At 73.0% G+C, this 19,061-nt stretch carries 17 protein-coding genes and 2 pseudogenes; 12 read left to right on the top strand and 7 right to left on the bottom strand.

From position 1 onward, the window contains the following. Positions 1-115, top strand: a 115-nt coding sequence (locus tag D0D28_RS32940; RefSeq protein ID WP_162830614.1) for an integrase core domain-containing protein, incomplete at its 5' end; no start/stop codon positions are given. 74 nt (positions 116-189) lie between these two features. On the opposite strand, the gene D0D28_RS32935 is transcribed toward D0D28_RS32940, so the two are convergent. Beyond that, complete coding sequence (locus D0D28_RS32935; protein ID WP_116115028.1) at positions 190-636, bottom strand: MarR family winged helix-turn-helix transcriptional regulator; 447 nt, start codon at positions 634-636, stop codon at positions 190-192. A gap of 78 nt (positions 637-714) precedes the next feature. On the opposite strand from D0D28_RS32935, the gene D0D28_RS32930 reads away from it, so the two are divergent. The 7 genes and pseudogenes from D0D28_RS32930 to D0D28_RS32900 all read left to right on the top strand — a co-directional run. Beyond that, positions 715-1,197, top strand: a complete 483-nt coding sequence (locus D0D28_RS32930; protein ID WP_116115026.1) for a cupin domain-containing protein — start codon at positions 715-717, stop codon at positions 1,195-1,197. A 111-nt stretch (positions 1,198-1,308) separates the two neighbouring features. Continuing rightward, complete coding sequence (locus D0D28_RS32925) at positions 1,309-2,547, top strand: Nramp family divalent metal transporter (protein ID WP_162831264.1); 1,239 nt, start codon at positions 1,309-1,311, stop codon at positions 2,545-2,547. A gap of 76 nt (positions 2,548-2,623) precedes the next feature. Then, entirely contained in the window at positions 2,624-4,105 is a 1,482-nt protein-coding gene (locus tag D0D28_RS32920) for a serine/threonine-protein kinase (RefSeq protein ID WP_116115024.1), read from the top strand. Positions 4,106-4,234: 129 nt separating this feature from the next. Beyond that, complete coding sequence (gene dapA, locus D0D28_RS32915; protein ID WP_116115022.1) at positions 4,235-5,248, top strand: 4-hydroxy-tetrahydrodipicolinate synthase; 1,014 nt, start codon at positions 4,235-4,237, stop codon at positions 5,246-5,248. Beyond that, positions 5,248-6,963, top strand: a complete 1,716-nt coding sequence (locus D0D28_RS32910) for a ribonuclease J (protein WP_429728378.1) — start codon at positions 5,248-5,250, stop codon at positions 6,961-6,963. The genes dapA and D0D28_RS32910 overlap by 1 nt, the downstream gene beginning before the upstream one ends. Positions 6,964-7,030: 67 nt before the next feature. Next, positions 7,031-8,650: a substrate-binding domain-containing protein gene (locus D0D28_RS32905; protein WP_116115018.1), complete on the top strand. Its 1,620-nt coding sequence runs from the start codon at positions 7,031-7,033 to the stop codon at positions 8,648-8,650. A gap of 260 nt (positions 8,651-8,910) precedes the next feature. Further along, positions 8,911-9,136: pseudogene (locus D0D28_RS32900) on the top strand (NADPH:quinone reductase); the annotation flags it as partial. A 60-nt stretch (positions 9,137-9,196) separates the two neighbouring features. Here the strand turns inward: D0D28_RS32900 and D0D28_RS32895 are convergent. Continuing rightward, entirely contained in the window at positions 9,197-9,532 is a 336-nt protein-coding gene (locus D0D28_RS32895) for a cupin domain-containing protein (protein ID WP_116115016.1), read from the bottom strand. Between the two features lie 71 nt (positions 9,533-9,603). On the opposite strand from D0D28_RS32895, the gene D0D28_RS32890 reads away from it, so the two are divergent. Further along, a complete protein-coding gene (locus D0D28_RS32890; protein WP_116115014.1) occupies positions 9,604-10,560 on the top strand; it encodes a GlxA family transcriptional regulator in 957 nt (318 codons plus the stop codon). Here D0D28_RS32890 and D0D28_RS32885 read toward each other — a convergent pair. Further along, positions 10,463-11,482: an EamA family transporter gene (locus D0D28_RS32885; RefSeq protein ID WP_094005900.1), complete on the bottom strand. Its 1,020-nt coding sequence runs from the start codon at positions 11,480-11,482 to the stop codon at positions 10,463-10,465. The genes D0D28_RS32890 and D0D28_RS32885 overlap by 98 nt on opposite strands. A 170-nt stretch (positions 11,483-11,652) precedes the next feature. Continuing rightward, on the bottom strand, positions 11,653-12,261 hold the full coding sequence (wrbA, locus tag D0D28_RS32880; RefSeq protein ID WP_116115030.1) for an NAD(P)H:quinone oxidoreductase: 609 nt from the start codon (positions 12,259-12,261) through the stop codon (positions 11,653-11,655). Between the two features lie 146 nt (positions 12,262-12,407). Here wrbA and D0D28_RS32875 point away from each other — a divergent pair. Together D0D28_RS32875 and D0D28_RS32870 are read left to right on the top strand one after the other, a co-directional pair. Beyond that, positions 12,408-13,280: pseudogene (locus D0D28_RS32875) on the top strand (MFS transporter); the annotation flags it as partial. A 200-nt stretch (positions 13,281-13,480) separates the two neighbouring features. Continuing rightward, positions 13,481-14,725: an LLM class flavin-dependent oxidoreductase gene (locus tag D0D28_RS32870; protein ID WP_346009506.1), complete on the top strand. Its 1,245-nt coding sequence runs from the start codon at positions 13,481-13,483 to the stop codon at positions 14,723-14,725. Here D0D28_RS32870 and D0D28_RS32865 read toward each other — a convergent pair. Together D0D28_RS32865 and D0D28_RS32860 are read right to left on the bottom strand one after the other, a co-directional pair. Beyond that, on the bottom strand, positions 14,713-15,015 hold the full coding sequence (locus D0D28_RS32865) for a chorismate mutase (protein ID WP_233157295.1): 303 nt from the start codon (positions 15,013-15,015) through the stop codon (positions 14,713-14,715). The two genes, D0D28_RS32870 and D0D28_RS32865, sit on opposite strands and share 13 nt — an antisense overlap. After that, positions 15,012-15,836 (bottom strand): lysophospholipid acyltransferase family protein, encoded by an 825-nt coding sequence (locus D0D28_RS32860; protein ID WP_116115011.1) that lies wholly within the window; start codon positions 15,834-15,836, stop codon positions 15,012-15,014. Before D0D28_RS32860 ends, D0D28_RS32865 begins: the two co-directional genes overlap by 4 nt. Before the next feature lie 108 nt (positions 15,837-15,944). Here D0D28_RS32860 and D0D28_RS32855 point away from each other — a divergent pair, with 108 nt between their 5' ends. Further along, entirely contained in the window at positions 15,945-18,425 is a 2,481-nt protein-coding gene (locus D0D28_RS32855; RefSeq protein WP_116115009.1) for an FtsK/SpoIIIE family DNA translocase, read from the top strand. On the opposite strand, the gene D0D28_RS32850 is transcribed toward D0D28_RS32855, so the two are convergent. Then, positions 18,422-18,847 (bottom strand): phospholipase, encoded by a 426-nt coding sequence (locus tag D0D28_RS32850; RefSeq protein ID WP_116115006.1) that lies wholly within the window; start codon positions 18,845-18,847, stop codon positions 18,422-18,424. The two genes, D0D28_RS32855 and D0D28_RS32850, sit on opposite strands and share 4 nt — an antisense overlap. Between the last annotated feature and the right edge of the window lie 214 nt (positions 18,848-19,061).

The raw sequence follows: 19,061 nt of genomic DNA, 5'->3' as shown, positions 1-19,061 counted from the left end.
CACCAGCAACGAGGCACGAGCAGCAGCACTTGCAGCCTGGATCGAGCACTACAACACTGAACGCCGCCACAGCGCACTCGGAGGACGACCGCCCATCAGCCGGCTACCAACCTAACGGCCGGATACAGCTAGCGCGGGTGGTCGCGCCGGGCGTGTGCCGCTAGCGCCGGTGGTCGCGCAGGGCGCCTTCTACTCCAGTCGCTCCGTGACGGCGCGCATCGCGCGGCCGATGGTCTTCAGGTCCTCCGCCGGGATCACGTCGAAGAAGTGCTTCCGGACCGTCCGCAGGTTGTCCGGCGCCGCTCGGCTCAGCGCCTCGTACCCGGCGTCGGTCAGGCGGGCGACCACCCCGCGCCGGTCGTCGTCGCTCGGGGTGCGGTGGACCAGGCCGCGTGCCTCCAGGCCCTTGATCCGGTGCGAAAGCCGGCTCCGGGAGTAGTACGCCGACGCCGCGAGGTCGGCCATCCGCATCGACCGTCCGTCCGCTTCGGACAGCCGCACCAGGAGTTCGAACTCCGCCAGGGCCAGGCCGTGCCGGTCCTGCAGGTTGCGGTCGAGCAGGTCGATGAACCGGATCGATCCCTCGATGAACGCCCGCCAGTCGCGTTGCTGATCCGCGTCGAGCCACTCGGTCACCGCCCCACCCTAGCAGTTGACGTCTTCAACCACTCACGGCTATGGTAGTTGAAGACTTCAACTACCAAGGAGGCGACGATGACCGGCGCATGGGTGGTCCAGGCGGACGAGGCGGAAACCGTGGCGCGGCCCGCGTTGCAGCTGCTGGCCGACGCGAGCCACACCGGCGGGCTGCTCGGCGCGAACCGGCTGCACCTCGAGCCCGGGGAACCCGGCACGAAGCCGCACTACCACGCGCGCTCCGCGGAGGCGTTCTACGTGCTCGCCGGAACCCTGCGGATGCTGATCGGCGCCGAGGTGATCACTGTCCGGCAGGGCGGCTACGCGGTGGTGCCGGCGGGTGTCCGGCACGCGTTCGCCGCTCCGCCGGACAGCCCCGCGGACGTCCTCATCACGCTGGTCCCGGGCGTCGAACGGTTCGGCTACTTCCGGCGGCTGCCGGAAATCCTGCGCGGCGACCTCGCCGAGGAGGAGGTCACGCGGATCCACGAACAGTACGACGTGCACTTCGTCGACGGCCCGGACTGGGACGCGGCCGGAGCCGGGCAGGCCCGCGACTAACTTTCGGCTCTGCCGGGTAGTCAGGCGGCGACGCAGGCCACATTTCGCCGCTCTGTACGCCGAAGTTCGGCTTGCCTAAAATCGTGGTTCGGCACGGTGACGGGAGGGCGCATGGCGCTGACGGATCAGCTCGGACCACGGCTCAAGCGGGTGCGCTCCGGCTCCCTGCTCCTCGGCCCGGCGTTCGTCGCCGCGATCGCCTACGTCGATCCGGGCAACGTCGCCTCCAACATCAGCGCCGGCGCCCAGTTCGGCTACCTGCTGGTGTGGGTGATCGTGGCCGCGAACCTGATGGCCGGGCTGGTCCAGTACCTGTCGGCGAAGCTGGGCCTGGTCACCGGGCTGTCCCTGCCGGAGAACCTGCGCGAGCGGATGCCGCGGACGGTCCGCCTGGGCTACTGGGCGCAGGCCGAGATGGTCGCGATCGCGACCGACCTGGCCGAGGTCGTCGGCGGCGCGATCGCCCTGAACCTGCTGTTCGACCTGCCGTTGCTGGTCGGCGGCGTGATCACCGGCGTGGTGTCGATGGCGCTGCTGCTGGTGCAGGACCGGCGCGGCCAGCGGCCGTTCGAGCGGGTCATCACCGGCCTGCTCGGCGTCATCGCGGTCGGCTTCCTGGCCAGCGTCTTCGTGGAGCCACCGTCGGCCGCCGACGCGGCCGCCGGCCTGGTGCCGAAGTTCGCGGGCACCGAGAGCGTGCTGATCGCCGCCGCGATGCTCGGCGCCACCGTCATGCCGCACGCCGTCTACCTGCACTCCGGCCTCGCCCGCGACCGGCACGGCAAGGTCGAGCGCGCCCGGCAGTTCCGCCTGCTGCGCATCACCCGGTTCGACGTGGGCCTGGCGATGCTGCTGGCCGGCGCGGTGAACCTGTCGATGGTGCTGCTGGCCGCGACGAACCTGCAGGGCCAGGAGGGCGTCGACTCGATCGCGGGCGCCCACGCCGCCGTCGGGGACACCCTCGGCCCGGCCGTGGCACTGCTGTTCGCGATCGGGCTGCTGGCCTCGGGCCTGGCGTCGACGTCGGTGGGCGCCTACGCCGGCGCGATGATCATGCAGGGCCTGCTGCGCAAGCGGATCCCGCTGCTGGTGCGGCGGCTGATCACGCTGCTGCCCGCGATCGTGGTGCTCGCGATCGGCGTGGACCCCAGCCGCGCGCTGGTGGTCTCCCAGGTGGTGCTGTCCTTCGGCATCCCGTTCGCCCTGGTCCCGCTGGTGCGGCTGACCAGCGACCGCGGCCTGATGGGCCCGGCCGCCAACCACCGCGTCACCACGACGCTGGCGTGGGTCATCGCGGCCGTGATCATCACCCTGAACGTGGCCCTGATCTACCTCACCTTCGCGGGCTGAACCCGGAACCGTTCGGCGCCGGCGACGGTCGGACTAGCATCCCGCTGTCCGAACAGTCACGATCACCGGAGCCACGTTGACCGAAGAGCAGACCCAGCAGACCACCCCGCGCCCGGCCGGACCGCGGGTCGTGGCCGGCCGCTACGCGCTCCTCGGCGAGCTGGGCCGGGGCGGGCACGGCGTCGTGTGGCGGGCGCAGGACCAGGTGATCGGCCGCCAGGTCGCGATCAAGGAACTGCGCCTCGCCGACGGCGCCGAGGAGACCGTGTTCACCGAGCGCGTGCTGCGCGAGGTGCGCACCGCCGGACGGCTCAACGACCCGGCGATCGTCACGGTCTTCGACGTGGTCGCCGAGGGCGGCGCGACCTACATCGTGATGGAGCTGGTCGAGGCGCCCACGCTGGGCGACCTGGTGCGCCAGCACGGCGCGCTGCCGCCGCAGCAGGTGGCCTCGATCGGGCAGCAGGTGCTCTCCGCGCTGCAGGCCGCGCACGAGGCCGGCATCGTGCACCGCGATGTCAAGCCCGGCAACATCATGGTGGGCCCGAACGGGCGGGTGAAGCTCACCGACTTCGGCATCGCCACCGCGATCGACGACCCGCGGCTGACCTCGAGCGGGACGATCGTGGGCTCGCCGGCGTTCATGGCCCCGGAGCGGCTCGACGGCCGGGAGGCGCTGCCCGCCTCCGATCTGTGGTCCCTGGGCGCGACGCTGTTCCTGGCCGTGGAGGGCAAGTCGGCGTTCGACCGCCCGACCACCGCGGCGACGATGAACGCGATCCTCACCGAGGTGCCGTACCTGACCCGGGCGCAGGGCCCGCTCGCCTCGGCGATCATGGGCCTGCTGGTGGCCAACCCGGACGGCCGGATCTCCGCCGCCCAGGCCGGGCACCTGCTCGGCATCGCCGCGCACAACACCCCGCCCGGCGGGATGGGCACCGCGGTCCACACCGGACCGCCGCCGACCCGGTTCGCCCCGGTGCCGCCACGCAAGAGCCGCCGCGGGCTGTGGGTCACCGCGGGCGCGGTGCTGGGCGTGCTGCTGCTCGCCGGCGGTTTCCTGGCCGGCCAGTGGTGGGCGGGAGAGCGCGCGGACGACGCGATGCTGCCGACCATGATCTACGGGACCGGCGGCGACCTGGACTTCGACCCGGGCAGCTCGTACCGGTGCTACAACGGCCGCCTCGACCCCGGTTACCGGATCAACTCCGACAACCAGGTCAGCTGCGACAAGCCGCACGAGCTGGAGGTCTACGACGAGCAGGACAGCCTCGGCAACTCCAGCGCCGGGGACGACGAGGCCGGGTTCGTGGCCTATCCGGGCGCCGACGCGCTGCGCCGCTACGCCGAGTCCTTCTGCGCGCTGAGCTTCCACTCCGCAACCCTCGACGCGGACGCCCGCGCCACGCTCACCTACCGCGCGCTCGTGCCGGCGCGGGCCGAGTGGGAGGCCGCCCCCGAGGAGTCCTACGACGACCCGGTCCGCGGCATCTACTGCCTGGTCGCGAAGAAGGGCGGCGGGCAGCTCACCGAGGCGGTCACCCGCAAGGTCCGCTGACGCGAAAGGTTACGGCGGGAGATCACCTGGTCCAGCGATTCTCCGGCGGAGGGTGGCCCGTTCCTGCGGATCATGCCGTTTTGGCAGGTCGGCACGAATATTCACAGCGAGAAGAGGTACCGTCAGAGCATGTCCAACCCACCTTCGGCAGCGCCCGGGAGGCCCTTCGGGCGCGTGCTCACCGCGATGGTCACCCCCTTCGACGCGGACGGCGCAGTCGACCTGAAGCGGGCGCAGGAGCTCGCCGAGCACCTCGTGGAGCTGGGCAACGACGGTCTGGTCGTCAACGGCACCACCGGCGAGAGCCCGACCACGACCGACGCCGAGAAGGCGGACGTGGTCCGCGCCGTCGCCGAGGCGGTGGGCGACCGCGCCACCGTGATCGCGGGCGCCGGGACCTACAACACCGCGCACAGCGTCGAGCTGGTGCAGCAGGCCGAGAAGGCCGGCGCCCACAGCGTCCTGCTGGTCACCCCCTACTACTCGCGTCCGTCGCAGGCCGGCCTGTACGCGCACTTCACCACGGTCGCCGACGCCACCGGCCTGCCCGTGATGCTCTACGACATCCCGCCGCGCTCGATCGTGCCGATCGAGGTCGACACGCTGCGCCGCCTGGCCGAGCACCCGCGCATCCTGGCCGTCAAGGACGCCAAGGGCGACCTGCTGGCCGGCAGCGAGGTCATCGCCAACACCCACCTGGCCTACTACTCCGGCGACGACGCGCTGAACCTGCCGTGGCTGTCGGTCGGCGCGGCCGGGGTGGTGAGCGTGATCGGTCACGTGGTGGCCGGCCGGATCCGGGCCATGATCGAGGCCTACGAGGACGGCGACACCTCGACCGCCCGCACCAACCACCGCGGCATGCTGCCCGTCTTCCGCGCCATGTCGCGCGTCGGCGGTGTCGTGTTCGCCAAGACCGCGCTCGCCCCGCGCCACCACCGGGTCGGCGGCCCGCGGCTGCCGATCGTGCCCGCGACCCCGGAGCAGGTCGAGGCGATCGCCACCGACCTCGCCCAGGCAGGGGTCCCCCTGGCGGAGTCGCCGTCACCGGACTGGCACTCTTCCCGGGTGGCGCAGGCCGACTCCGCGGCGGCCTACGTCGCACCCACCACTCACACCAGCGTTGGGACCATTCACAGGTGATCTCGGCAGGACCCGGACCGACCAACACCCCACCCGCACTGCCCGAAGGCGGCCTGCGCACGGTCGCCCTCGGCGGCATCGGCGAGGTCGGCCGCAACATGACCGTCTTCGAGTACGACAACCGCCTGCTGATCGTCGACTGCGGCGTGCTCTTCCCCGAGGACGAGCAGCCCGGCGTCGACCTGATCCTGCCCGACTTCCGGGCGATCGAGGACCGGCTGTCCGACATCGAGGCCCTCGTGCTCACCCACGGCCACGAGGACCACATCGGCGCCGTGCCGTTCCTGCTGCGCCTGCGGCCGGACCTGCCGGTCTACGGCTCGCGGTTCACGCTCGCGCTGCTGGAGGCCAAGTGCCGGGAGCACCGGCAGCGGCCGAAGCTGATCGAGGTGACCGAGTCGGAGCGGCGCACGGTGGGACCGTTCGAGCTGGAGTTCTTCGCGGTCAACCACTCGATCCCGGACGCGCTGGCGGTGGCGCTGCGCACCCCGGCCGGGGTCGTGCTGCACACCGGTGACATCAAGCTCGACCAGCTGCCGCTGGACAACCGCCTGACCGACCTGGCCGGGTTCTCCCGCCTCGGCGACGAGGGCGTGGACCTGCTGTGCATCGACTCGACCAACGCCGAGGTGCCCGGGTTCGTCACCCCGGAGCGCGACATCGGCCCGGTGCTCGACGATGTCATCGGCAAGGTCACGCAACGGGTGATCGTGGCCTGTTTCGCCAGCCACGTGCACCGCGTGCAGCAGGTGCTCGACGCGGCGGTCCGGCACGGCCGCCGGGTGGCGTTCGTGGGGCGGTCGATGGTCCGCAACATGGGCATCGCGGCGGACCTGGGCCTGCTGAACATCCCCGAGGGCCTGCTGATCAACCTCGAGGAGGCCGTCAACCTGCCGGAGAGCCGGGTGCTGTTCGTCTCCACCGGGTCGCAGGGCGAACCGCTGTCGGCGCTGTCCCGGATGGCGCGCGGCGAGCACCGGCAGATCTCGATCCGCGCCGGGGACACGGTCGTGCTGGCCAGCTCGCTCATCCCGGGCAACGAGACCGCCGTGTTCGGCGTGGTCAACGGCCTGGTCCGGCTCGGCGCGAACGTGGTGCACCAGGGCAACGCGAAGGTGCACGTGTCCGGGCACGCCTCGGCGGGGGAGCTGCTGTTCCTCTACAACGCGATCCGGCCGAGCAACGTCATGCCGGTGCACGGCGAGTGGCGGCACCTGCGGGCCAACGGCGCGCTCGCGATCCGCACCGGGGTGGCGCCGGAGAACGTGGTGCTGGCCGAGAACGGCGTGGTGGTCGATTTGGTGGACGGCCGGGCGCGCACGGCCGGGCGGGTCGAGGTCGGGCACGTCTACGTCGACGGCCTGTCGGTCGGCGACGTCGGCGAGTCGACTCTGTCCGACCGGCTGGTGCTCGGCGAGGGCGGGTTCATCGCGATCAACGTCGCGATCGACTCGACCACCGGCCGCGCGGTGAGCACCCCCACGGTGTCCGGGCGCGGGTTCTCCGACGACCCGAAGGCACTCGATGCGGTGGTTCCGCTCGTGGAGATGGAGCTGTCCCGCACCGAGGTCGAGGGCATCACCGACAGCCACCGGATCGCCCAGGCCGTGCGCCGTGTGGTGGGCCGATGGGTCGCCGAGACCTACCGGCGCCGCCCGATGATCGTGCCGACCGTCATCCCGGTGACGTACGGACAGGCCGATCCGACAGCGTAGGTAATCTCCGTCACTGCGCCTAACCTGGATCGCATCCTGGCGAGCGAGGCAGCGGAGGCGGTGCGAGGTGGGCCGACATTCGTCTCCCGCCCGGCGGCGGCCGCGGCGGGCGTGGGCGGTCGCCGGTGTCCTCGTCGTGCTCGGCGGAGCCGGCTGGATCGCCACCAGCGTGGTGCGTGACCAGGGCGGATGTGAGCGGCCGGTGGTCGTGCGCGTCGCCGCCGCGCCCGCGGTGGCGCCGGCGGTCGCGCAGGTCGCCCGCCGGGTGGCGCAGACCGGGTGCGCCGCGTTCGAGGTCAACGCGGTCGGCTCGGCCGCGGTCGCGCAGTCGCTGGCCCTGCCCGGCGGCGCGGTCCGGCCGGACGTGTGGATCCCGGAGTCGACGCTGCAGCTGCGGCGCGCCAAGGGCGTCGGCGCGAGCGGGATCGCGGGCGGCACCAGCATCGCCAGCTCACCGGTGGTGTTCGCGGTGACCGAGGAGGTGGCGGCGGGCCTGGGCTGGCCCGGCCGCGTGCCGTCCTGGGCCGACGTGCTCGGCGCGCCCGGCCTCGCGCTCGGGCTGCCCGATCCGGGCCGGGACCCGGCGGGCCTGTCCGCGCTGATCGGCATCCGCGCCGCGGTGCCGGCCGCCGACGCCTACGCCGCCACGCTGCGCCGGTTGTCCCCGAACGCGGTCCCGGCGACCGACGACTTGTTCACGCGGCTCGCCGATCGCACGCTCGCCGGGTTCCCCGTGTCGGAGAACGCGCTGCTGCGCCACAACGTGCGCACCGGCGTCGCCGGCACCCAGAGCGGGCTGGTGGCGAGCTACCAGGCCGAGGCGCCCGCGCTCGATTACCCGTTCGCCGTGCTCGGCGGGGCGGGGGAGTCCCAGCGCGCGGCCGCGGCGGCGCTGCTGTCCGCGCTGCTCGGCCTGGAGGGGACGAACGCACTGGCCGACGCCGGGTTCCGCACCCCGGACGGCCGGTACCTGCGCGACGGCGCGGGGCTGAACATCAGCGACCGGACCCTGCCGTCGCCCGCGGTGCCGACCGACGCCGACGTGGACGCGCTGCTCGGGCAGTGGGCGCGGATCAACTCCAGCTCGCGGGCGCGGGTGCTGATCGACGTGTCCGGGTCGATGGACGTCGAGGTGCCCGGCACCGGCCGGACGCGGATGCAGCTGACCACCGACGCGGCGGCGCGGGCGCTGTCGCTGTTCAAGCCGACGTCGGAGACCGGTGTGTGGGAGTTCGCCACGCGCCTGGACGGCGACCGCGACTACCGCGAGGTGCTGCCGATGCGGCCGGTGAGCGATCAGCTGGCGTCGGGGGCGGCGGAGCGGTTGCGCGCGATCCAGGCCACGCCCGACGGCGACACCGGGTTGTACGACACGGTGCTGGCCGCGTACCGGCTGGCGTCCGCGGAGTGGCAGCCCGGGCGGCTCAACCTGGTGATCGTCCTGACCGACGGCCGCAACGACGACGACCACGGCATCAGCCGGGACGCGCTGCTGGCGGAGCTGACCCGGCTGTCCGACCCGGCCCGCCCGGTGGCGATCATCGGCATCGGGATCGGCCCGGACGTGGACGTGGTCGAACTGGCGGCGATCACCGCGCCCACCGGGGGCCAGGCGTTCGCGGCGCCGGATCCGGCTCGGATCGCGGAGGTGTTCTACGGTGCGCTGGCAGGGCTGAGCGGGGCCTGAAACGCCTGGATCACCAGCGCGCCGGGAGGCCCGGACGCGCGCCGCCGCCGAGGTGGCGTGCAGGCCGCGGTGCGCTATGAGCACCAGGTCGTCCAGGACGGAGTCCGCCCGGGCGTTCTCCCGCATCGGCACGTCCAGCCCCCGGTGGCGAACAGCGCGCGGGCCGCGTCCAGGATGCGGACGCGGTTGTCCAGGGCGGACGGGGGCGTTCGTTAGCGTCGGCGGACGTGAAAGCAGTGGTGATCGAGGAGTTCGGCGGGGTGGACGCGGTGGCGCTCGGGAGTTCCGGTGTGGTGGCGCATTTCGGCCTGGCCCGCGCGGGGTTCGCGCCCGGCGGGTCGGTGCTGGTGCGGGGTGCGGCCGGCAGCATCGGCATCACGGCGGTCCAGCTCGCGGCCCGGGGCCGTCGCGGTCACCACGTCGCCGGCCGAGCGTGGTGACCGCCTGCGGGAACTGGGCGCCACCGACGTGCCGGACCGGTCCGGACCTGCCCGCGTTCCTCGGCGAGTTCAACCCCGACGGCCGGATCGTGCTGACGCCGGCCGGCTAGCCCTCCGGGTAGAAGAGGAACAGCGTGCACCCCGTGGTGGTGGCCGGCACGTGCCAGGTTCCCGCGGGGGCGTGCAGGAAGGTGCCGGCCGGGTAGTCGCGCGCGCCGTCGTTGAACGTGCCCGCCACCACGTAGACCTCCTCGGTGCCGGGTTCGTGGACGTCGCGGTGGGGCCAGGACGTGCCGGGGTCCATCTCCAGCAGATCGGCGTGCGCCCCGGTGGACCCGGTCCACAACGGACGGTGCCGGATCCCGGGGAAGATCTCCCGAGCCGGGGCGTCGTGGACGGAGACCGCGGTGTAGCCCTCCTGGGCGAGAATTTCGTCGTGCATGTCCCCAAGATGACGCGCGCGGGCGACGGCCGGACAGTGTCCGGAAAGACACCATGGGGTACTTTTTTGCCATGCATCGCGTGATCGCCCTCGTGCGGCCGGTGCAGTCGACGTTCGAGCTCGGCTGCGCCGCGGAGGTCTTCGGCACGGTGCGGGACGGCGTGCCGCAGTACTACGAGTTCGACGTGTGCACCGAGACGCCCGGCCCGGTGCCGACGACCGCGGGGTACGCCATGTCGGTGCCGCGGGGCCTGTCGGCGCTCGCCTCCGCGGACACCGTGATCATCCCGGGCTGGCGGCCCCTGGACGCGCCGTTGTCCCCGCGCGTGCGCCGGGCGCTGCTGCGCGCGCACGCCCGCGGGGCCCGGCTGGTCACGATCTGCTCGGGCGTGTTCGCGCTGGCGCAGACCGGCTTGCTGGACGGCCGCTCGGCCACCACGCACTGGGCGGGCGCCGACCGGCTTCAGCGCGCGTTCCCGCGGGTGCGCGTGGAGCCGGACCGGCTCTACGTGGACCACGGCGACGTCGCCACGAGCGCCGGTGCGGGCGCCGGGATCGACCTGTGCCTGCACCTCGTGCGGCGGGACCACGGGGCCGCGCACGCCGCACTCCTCGCGCGGCACATGGTGATGCCCCCGCACCGCGACGGTGGTCAGAACCAGTTCGTGCCGCCGGCGCCGCCCGCGGAGGCGCTGGACGGCCTGCTCGACTGGGCCGGTGAGCGGCTCGGCACCCCGCTGTCGGTGACCGATCTGGCCGCGCGGCTCAACGTCTCGCCCCGCACGCTGGCGCGGCGCTTCCAGGAGCAGCTCGGCATGAGCCCGGGCGCGTGGCTGCTGTCCCGCCGGGTGGCGGAGGCGCGCCGGCTGCTGGAGGACACCGATCTGCCGGTGGAGGCGATCGCGGCGCGCGTCGGGCTCACCTCGGCGGTCAACCTGCGCCGCCGCTTCCGCGATCAGGTGGGTACGACGCCGGGGGCGTACCGGCGGGCGTTCCGATCTCCGGAACCTGCGGGCGCGGCGAGTTGAGCTGCACGATCAGCGCGCCGCCCAGCAGGACGACCGCGCCGGCGAGCTGGGGCCAGGCGAGGGTTTCGTGCAGCAGTGCCCACGCGGTGGCGGTGGCGATGACGGGTTCGAGCAGGCCGATGACGCTGGCGACCGAGGCCGGGAGGTGGCGCAGCGCGGTGAGGCCGATGGCGTAGGCCAGCACGGTGGAGAACAGCGCGACGGCGACCAGCAGCAGCCACACCGGCGGGCGCCACGGGCCGAACTCGCCGGGCGCGGTGAGGATCTCGGCGGGCAGGGTCCACGGCGGCGCGACCGCGCACACCGCGACCGCGCCGATGATCATGCCCCAGGTGACCATGCCGAGCGGGTGGCGGGTGCTGACGCCGTGCTCGCCGAGCAGGAAGTAGGCCGCCGAGCACACCGCGGCGCCGAGCCCGGCGAGCAGGCCGGCCGCGTCCAGGCTCAGCCCCTGCCACACCTGCGCGACGCCGGCGAGCCCGGCCATGGCGAGCGCGATCCCGGCCCACATGCGCCCGGGCAGCCGCACGCCGCGCACGAACCGCGTCCACAGCGCGATCAGCACCGGGGAGGTGAACTCGAGCAGGATCGCGATGCCGACGGGCAGCCGCCCCGCGGCGACGAAGTAGCACAGCTGCACGCCCGCGACGCCGAGCAGGCCGTAGCCGAGCAGCAGGGGCCATTCCGCGCGGCGCACGCGCAGCAGCGACGGTTTCACCAGGGCCACCACGGCGGCCAGCACGAGCGCGGCGAGACCGATCCGCGCCGCGGCGACCTGTTCGGCGGACAGCCCGGCGAGCATCGCGGGTTTCGCGATGGTGCCGGAGCTGCCGAAACAGACCGAGGAGACCAGGATCAGCGTCGTGCCACGCCCGCGGTGCGGGACGAACGCACGCGCGGGTGCGGGAGCTTCGGTGACCACCCGATCCACCCTAGGCAGCCGGGCGGTACGGCGGTACCGGAATTCCGTCACGCCGCGGCTAACCGGTCACACTCGCACGCCGGTTAGCAGGCGAGAGGGGTGGAATGCGGCGGGGCCGCGCCGGGGGAGCGGTTGCCCGGCCTGGCCGGCCGGCGCAACAGCCACGCCGGTCAGGAGCCCCGGCCCACCCGGACGTACCCGGCGATCGTGGCGAGGCGGGTGCCCTGGATGCGCAGCGCCTCGAGCGACTCCTTGTCCGGCTCGGCCGCCTTGCGCGACACGAACGAGCCGCCGTAGGGGTTGCCCGACTCCAGCAGGTGCGGCTGCCCGTAACCGAGCGGCAGCACGATCGCGCCCCAGTGGTAGAAGATGTTGTTCATCGCCAGCACCGTCGCCTCCAGCCCGCCGTGCGCGGTGGACGCCGTGGTGAACGACGTGGCGACCTTGTCGGCCAGCTTCCCCTTGGCCCACAGGCCACCCGTGCTGTCCAGATAGGACTTCAGCTGGCTCGCCGGCCCGCCGAACCGCGTCGGGCTGCCGAGCGCGAGCCCGTCGGCCCACTCCAGGTCGCCCAGGGTGGCCAGGTCGTCGTGCGGCCCGGAGTCCACCCACGCCCGCCAGCGCGGGTTGGTCGCGATCGCCTCGGGCGGGGCGGTTTCGGGCACCGTGCGCACCCGCATCTCGGCCCCCGCGTCGGCGGCCCCCTCGGCCAGCGCGGCGGCCAGCTTCGCGGTGTTACCGGTGGCGCTGTAGTACACGACGAGAATCCGGGTGCTCACGATCACCACCCTAGGGGAGCGGCACACCGGTTCCAGCATCTGAGAGATCACCCGCGGCCGCGCGGAGATCCTTACCGTGCCTGGACGTGACGACCACGGCCGAGTCCCCGCCCCGCACCACGCCCCGCAGCGCCGCGATCGGCAGCATGATCGGCACCACGATCGAGTGGTACGACTTCTGCCTCTACGCCACCGCGACCGCGCTGGTGTGCAAACCGCTGTTCTTCCCCAGCGTCTCCTCGACCGCGGGCACGCTCGCGGCGTTCGGCACCTACGCGGTCGGCTTCGGCGCGCTGCCGCTCGGCGCGGTGATCTCCGGTCACCTCGGCGACCGGGTGGGTCGCAAGGCGGTGCTGGTCGGCGCGTTGCTGCTGATGGGCATCGCCACCACGGCGATCGGGGTGCTGCCCACCTACGCGCAGGCCGGGATCGCCGCCCCCGCGCTGCTCGTGGTGCTGCGGCTGGTGCAGGGCCTGGCGGTCGGCGCGGAGTGGGGCGGCGCCGCGCTGCTGTCGGTCGAGCACGCCGCACCCGGCCGGCGCGGGCTGTTCGGCAGCTTCACGCAACTCGGCTCGTCGGCCGGGATGCTGCTGGCCACCGGCGTCTACTACCTCGTGCGCACGCTCGCCGGCGATGACGTGTTCCTGTCCTGGGCGTGGCGGGTGCCGTTCCTGCTCAGCCTGGTGCTCGTGGTGGTCGGCCTGGTGATCCGGCTGCGGCTGACCGACGCGCCGGTGTTCGCCGAGCTGCGCGCCTGCGGGGAAACCGCCCGGCTGCCGGTGGTGGAGGTGCTGCGGACCCAGCCCCGCAACGTCGCGCTGACCACCGGGCTGCGGCTGTCGCAGATCGCGTTGTTCGTGCTGCTCACCACCTACTCGCTGACCTACCTGCAGACCACGTTCGGCAAGGACAGTTCGGTGGGGCTGGTCGCGGTGATGGTCGCCTCCGCGGCCGGGCTGGTCAGCACCCCGCTGTGGGGGTACCTGTCCGACCGCTTCGGGCGCCGCCCGCCGTACCTGTTCGGGTCGGTGACCGGGATCGTGGCGCTGGCGATCGTGTTCGGCGTGAACGTGGTGCACGACGCGATGTACGGGCCGCAGGCCGCCTGGTTCGGTGAGCTGTTCGGCACCCGCGTGCGCTACAGCGGCGCGTCGCTGGGCTACCAGATCGGCGCGGCGCTCTCCGGCGGGTTCGCGCCGCTGATCGCCGCCGCGCTGACCTGTCCTTCTGGCTGGCCCTGGCGCGCACGCTGGAGGACGGCGGGTTCGACGCGTTGTTCCTCGCCGACGTGCTGGGCGTGTACGACGTCTACGGCGGGTCGAAGGACGCCGCGGTCGCCGACGCCGCGCAGATCCCGGTGAACGAGCCGACTGTGCTGCTGCCCGCGCTGGCGGCGGTGACCTCGCACCTCGGGTTCGGGGTCACCGTGTCCACGACGTACGAGCAGCCGTACTCGCTGGCCCGCCGCCTGTCCACACTGGACCACCTGACGCGGGGGCGGGTCGCGTGGAACATCGTGACGTCCTATCTGGACAGTGCGGCCCGCAACCTCGGTCTGGGCGCCCAGGTGCCGCACGACGAGCGGTACGAGATCGCCGAGGAGTACCTCGAGGTCTGCTACCGGCTGTGGGAGGGCTCGTGGGAGGACGACGCCGTCGTGCGCTCCGGCGGGGTGTACGCGGATCCGGCGAAGGTGCACGACATCGGGCACCAGGGGAAGTACTTCTCGGTACCCGGGCCGCACCTGTCGGAGCCGTCGCCGCAGCGCACGCCGGTGCTGTTCCAGGCGGGCGCGTCGCCGCGGGGCGTGCGGTTCGCGGCACGGCACGCGGAGGCGGTGTTCGTGTCCGGGCCGACGCCGGGGGCGGTGCGCCGTTCGGTGGACGCGATCCGCGCGGGCGTGGCCGAGCAGGGCCGGGACCCGCGGGCGGTGAAGATCTTCACGATGCTCACGCCCGTGGTGGCCGAGACGTCCGAGGAGGCCGCGGCGAAGCTGCGGGAGTACCGGTCGCTGGTCTCGGTTCCCGTCGCGTTCGCCCGGTTCGGCGGCTGGACGGGCGTCGACCTGGCCGAACTGCCGGTGGACGAGCCGCTGACCTACCGCGACGGGGACGCGAACCGGTCGGCGCTGGCGGCGTTCACGACGGCCGAGCGGGCGTGGACGCCGCGGGAGCTGGCCGGGTTCATCGGGCTCGGCGGCCGCGGGCCGGTCGTGGCGGGTTCCGGCCCGGAGGTCGCGGACGAGCTGGAGCGGTGGGTGGCGGAGGCCGACGTGGACGGCTTCAACCTGGCGTACGTCACGACGCCGGGCACGTTCGCGGACTTCACGCGCTGGGTGGTGCCCGAGCTGCGCCGCCGGGGCCGGGTGCCGGCGCGGCCGGCGGAGGGCACGCTACGGGAACGCCTCGGCGGCGAGGGCCCCCGCCTGGCGGCGGACCACCCCGGGGCCGCCTACCGCCGCTGATCGCTCCCGAGCCGGGCGTGCTCGCTCAGTTCCAGGTCGATGAAGGCGCCGATCATCGCCCGCCACACCGGCTCGGCGACCTCGGGCGCCAGTCCCGCAGCCTCCGCCCGGTCGCGGACCGACGCGATCACCTGCTCCACCCGGCCCGGCGCGCGCACCGCCTGCTCGTCGGTCTTGACCGCGGCCGCTGCCCGCACCAGGGACTGGCGGGCGGCCAGCAGGCGGATCAACTCGGTGTCGAGAGCGTCGATGCGGGCGCGGATCTCCGCCAGCGACTCCGGATCGGTCACCGGGGCCGCCAGGGGCTGATCGTGTCGGTGGGCCGCGTCGGGTCGTGGAACTTCGGCTCGTCCGGCTCGTCGCGGCGCAGCGCGGTCAGCCCGGCGGTGATCGCGCGCATGATCTTCGCGTGCGCGCGCACCCCGGCGCCCGGGCGGTCCGGCTCGATGTCGCCCAGGTCGACCGGTTCGCCGAAGTGCACCCGGTACGTCGGGCGCCGCAGCGGGGCCGTCAGCCCGGACCGGGCCAGCGGCAGCAGGTCCGCGGGCCCCTCGACGCGCTCGGTGCCCCAGTACACGGCCTCGTGCGCGCCCCACTGGCTGATCGGCACCACCGCCACCCCGGCGGCGATCGCGAGCCGCGCGGCGCCCGTCTTGCCGCGCTCCGGCCACAGGCCCGGGTCGTGGCTGATCCGGCCCTCCGGGTAGACGATGACCGGGCTCGGGGTGGTCCGCATCTCCTGCACGGCCTGCGCGAACTGCTCCAGCGCGCTGGCCTTGCCGCGGTCGATGCGCAGGTGCCCGCTGACCTTCAGCGCGGGCCCGATCACCGGCGCGTCCAGGATCCCGCCGGCCAGCATGAACCGCGGCGAGATGCCGATCTTCCGGCAGGCCGCGATCAGCACGAACGGGTCGAACACGCCGATGTGGTTGGCGGCCATCAGGAACGGCCGTCCCCGCAGCTCCGGCGCGATCCGGCCGGTGATCCGCAGGCGCCCGGTCAGCGCGACGAGCCCCTGGTCCAGACGCGTCATGGTCCGCCAGACCGCCGGTGGCCTGCGGCGGGTCTGCCCGGTGTCGTCGGAGTGCAGCGCGAACATGGTCGCCAGCATGGCAGATCACCGAAATGGCGGATCAAGGTCCGCCGGTGACGGGGAAGTTCGCGCTGTGCCGAGTGTGGCACCTGGGGTTGCTGGGGCCAGGCGGTTACCGTAGAGGACATGGCGAGCGGGGCGGCGACGAGGAGCAGCGGCACGAAACGGACCGGCGGCAAGGGCGGCACCGCGCGCAGGACGACGCGCGGCGCGGCCAAGTCGCGGCCCGCGGCCTCGCGCGCCCGCAAGCCCGCACCGAAGAAGAAGGCCGGCACGTTCAGCAAGGCCGTCCGCGGTGGCTGGAACCTGCTGGCCAAGGGGCTGGGCAGCCTGGTGCGCACCGTCGGCCGCGGCCGCGAGCTGGAGCCGGAGCACCGCCGCGACGGGCTCGCGCTGGGGTTCATCGCCCTGGCCGTGATCATCGCCGCCGGGGTGTGGTGGCGCGCGGCCGGACCGGTCGGCGGCTACGTCGAGCTGGGCACCCGCACGATCTTCGGCGCCGGCGCGGTCACCCTGCCGCTCGTGCTCGTGGTCACCGCCGTGACGCTGATGCGCAGCGAGCCGCAACCGGAGATCCGCCCGCGCATGGTCATCGGCACCGTGCTGGGCGTGTTCGCGCTGCTGGGCCTGCTGCACCTGTTCAACGGCCGCCCGCACGACACCGAGAACCAGCGCTACGCCGGTGGTGTCCTCGGCTTCCTCTCCGGCGACCTGCTCGCCCAGGGGCTGACGGCGTGGGTCGCGGTGCCGCTGCTGTTCCTCGCGCTGGCGTTCGGCCTGCTCGTGTTCACCGGCACCCGCATCCGCGACATCCCGCACCTGGTCCGCACCTGGGGCCTGGACCCCGAGGACGTGGCCGAGGAGGAGGCGCAGCGCGAGGCGCGCGCCGAGAAGCGCGACGAGGTCACCGACGCCGACCCGAAGGCCGTCCGGCTGCGCAAGCCCTCCCGCCGCCGCCAGGCGACCGGCGCCGATCCGGACCAGCTGGACATCGAGTCCGCGCTGGCCGAGGCGCCCACCCCGGCGCGGCCGCCGAAGCCGGTGCCGGCCGAGGTGCCGGAGAAGAAGCCCAAGAAGCCCGAGCCGGTCATGTCGGTCACCCGCACCGTCGAGGGCGACTACGAGCTGCCGCCCGCCGATCTGCTGCAGCTGGGCGACGCGCCGAAGACCCGCAGCAAGGCCAACGACGCCATGATCGAGGCGATCACCGGCGTGCTGGAGCAGTTCAACGTCGACGCGCAGGTCACCGGCTTCACCCGCGGCCCGACGGTGACCCGCTACGAGGTCGAGCTGGGTCCGGGCGTGAAGGTCGAGAAGATCACCGCGCTGACCAAGAACATCGCCTACGCGGTGGCCACCGACAACGTCCGCCTGCTCGCGCCGATCCCCGGCAAGTCGGCGGTCGGCATCGAGGTGCCCAACTCCGACCGCGAGATGGTGCGCCTCGGTGACGTGCTGCGCTCCTCGACGGCGGCCAAGGACAACCACCCGATGGTCATCGGGCTGGGCAAGGACATCGAGGGCCACTTCGTCACCGCGAACCTGACGAAGATGCCGCACCTGCTGGTCGCCGGTTCCACCGGTTCCGGTAAGTCGAGCTTCGTCAACTCGATGCTGGTGTCGCTGCTGTCCCGGGCCACGCCGGACGAGGTCCGGATGATCCTGATCGACCCGAAGATGGTCGAGCTGACGCCGTACGAGGGCATCCCGCACCTGATCACGCCCATCATCACCCAGCCGAAGAAGGCCGCCGCGGCGCTGGCCTGGCTGGTGGAGGAGATGGAGCAGCGCTACCAGGACATGCAGGCCAACCGGGTGCGTCACATCGACGACTTCAACCGCAAGGTCTCCTCGGGGGAGATCACGGCGCCGCCGGGCAGCGAGCGCGTCTACCGCCCGTACCCGTACATCATGGCGATCGTCGACGAGCTGGCCGACCTGATGATGACCGCGCCACGCGACGTCGAGGACGCGATCGTGCGGATCACACAGAAGGCCCGCGCCGCCGGGATCCACCTGGTGCTGGCCACGCAGCGGCCGTCGGTGGACGTGGTGACCGGCCTGATCAAGACGAACGTGCCGTCGCGGCTGGCGTTCGCGACGTCGTCGCTGACCGACTCGCGGGTCATCCTGGACCAGCCGGGCGCGGAGAAGCTGATCGGCATGGGCGACGGCCTGTACCTGCCGATGGGCGCGGGCAAGCCGGTCCGCATCCAGGGCGCCTACGTCGGCGACGACGAGATTTCCGCGATCGTCAACTTCACCAAGGAGCAGGCGCAGCCGGAGTACCAGGAGGGCGTCACCGCCGCGAAGGCCGGTGAGAAGAAGGAGATCGACCCGGACATCGGCGACGACCTGGACGTCCTGCTGCAGGCGGCGGAGCTGATCATCACCTCGCAGTTCGGGTCGACGTCGATGCTGCAGCGCAAGCTGCGGGTGGGGTTCGCCAAGGCCGGGCGGCTGATGGACCTGCTGGAGACGCGCGGCGTGGTGGGCCCGTCGGAGGGCTCGAAGGCGCGCGACGTGCTCGTCAAGCCCGAGGACCTGGAAGGCACGCTGATGCTCATCCGCGGCGGCTCGGCGCCCGACGACGGCGACGCGGACTAGGAGCCGCCGAACTTCCGGACGGCCTGGTAGTAGGTCCAGGCCGTGCCGTTGCAGCGCCAGTCGCCGTGGCAGATGACCTTCAGGTCGGCGTAGAAGTTGTCGTCGATCTTCTTCCGGTTGGCGCTGGTGAACCGGTCCTGCCGCTTGTAGTTGCGGTACCCGAAGTCGTGGCGGTGGCAGGCGGGGGAGAAGTCGAACCCGAGCGGCTTGTCCGGCGACCACGAGCAGGTGTCCGACGACCAGTCCAGCTTCGCCGCGTACGGCCGGTCCGCGCGGATCTCCTCGAACCGGCTCAGCGACGTGCCGAACAGGTACTTGTCGGTCACCGCCCCGATGTCGGCGGCCTGCGCGGTGCCGGTTCCGGCGACCAGGGCGGTGGCCAGTGCGGCCGTGGACAGCAGACGGCGGGCGGCGACGCGCATCGGGGCTCCTCGCTGATCAAGGGACGGCCATGATCAGCTTCCGGCCGCCCGGTGACGGCCACCAGCCCCGAAAGGTGGATACCGGGCGAACTTCACCCGGCGGGCGCAGCGCCCGCCGACAAGGAGGCAGAACTCGCGCTCACGAGCGTGGAACTCGCGAGCAGGAGGGTGGGACTCGCGAGCAGGAGGGTGGGACTCGCGCACCGGAGCGTGG

This window comes from Amycolatopsis ruanii (assembly GCF_003385175.1).
In the GTDB taxonomy this organism is placed as follows: Bacteria; Actinomycetota; Actinomycetes; order Mycobacteriales; family Pseudonocardiaceae; genus Amycolatopsis_E; species Amycolatopsis_E thermalba.
This window is presented reverse-complemented; position numbering and strand designations above follow the sequence as displayed.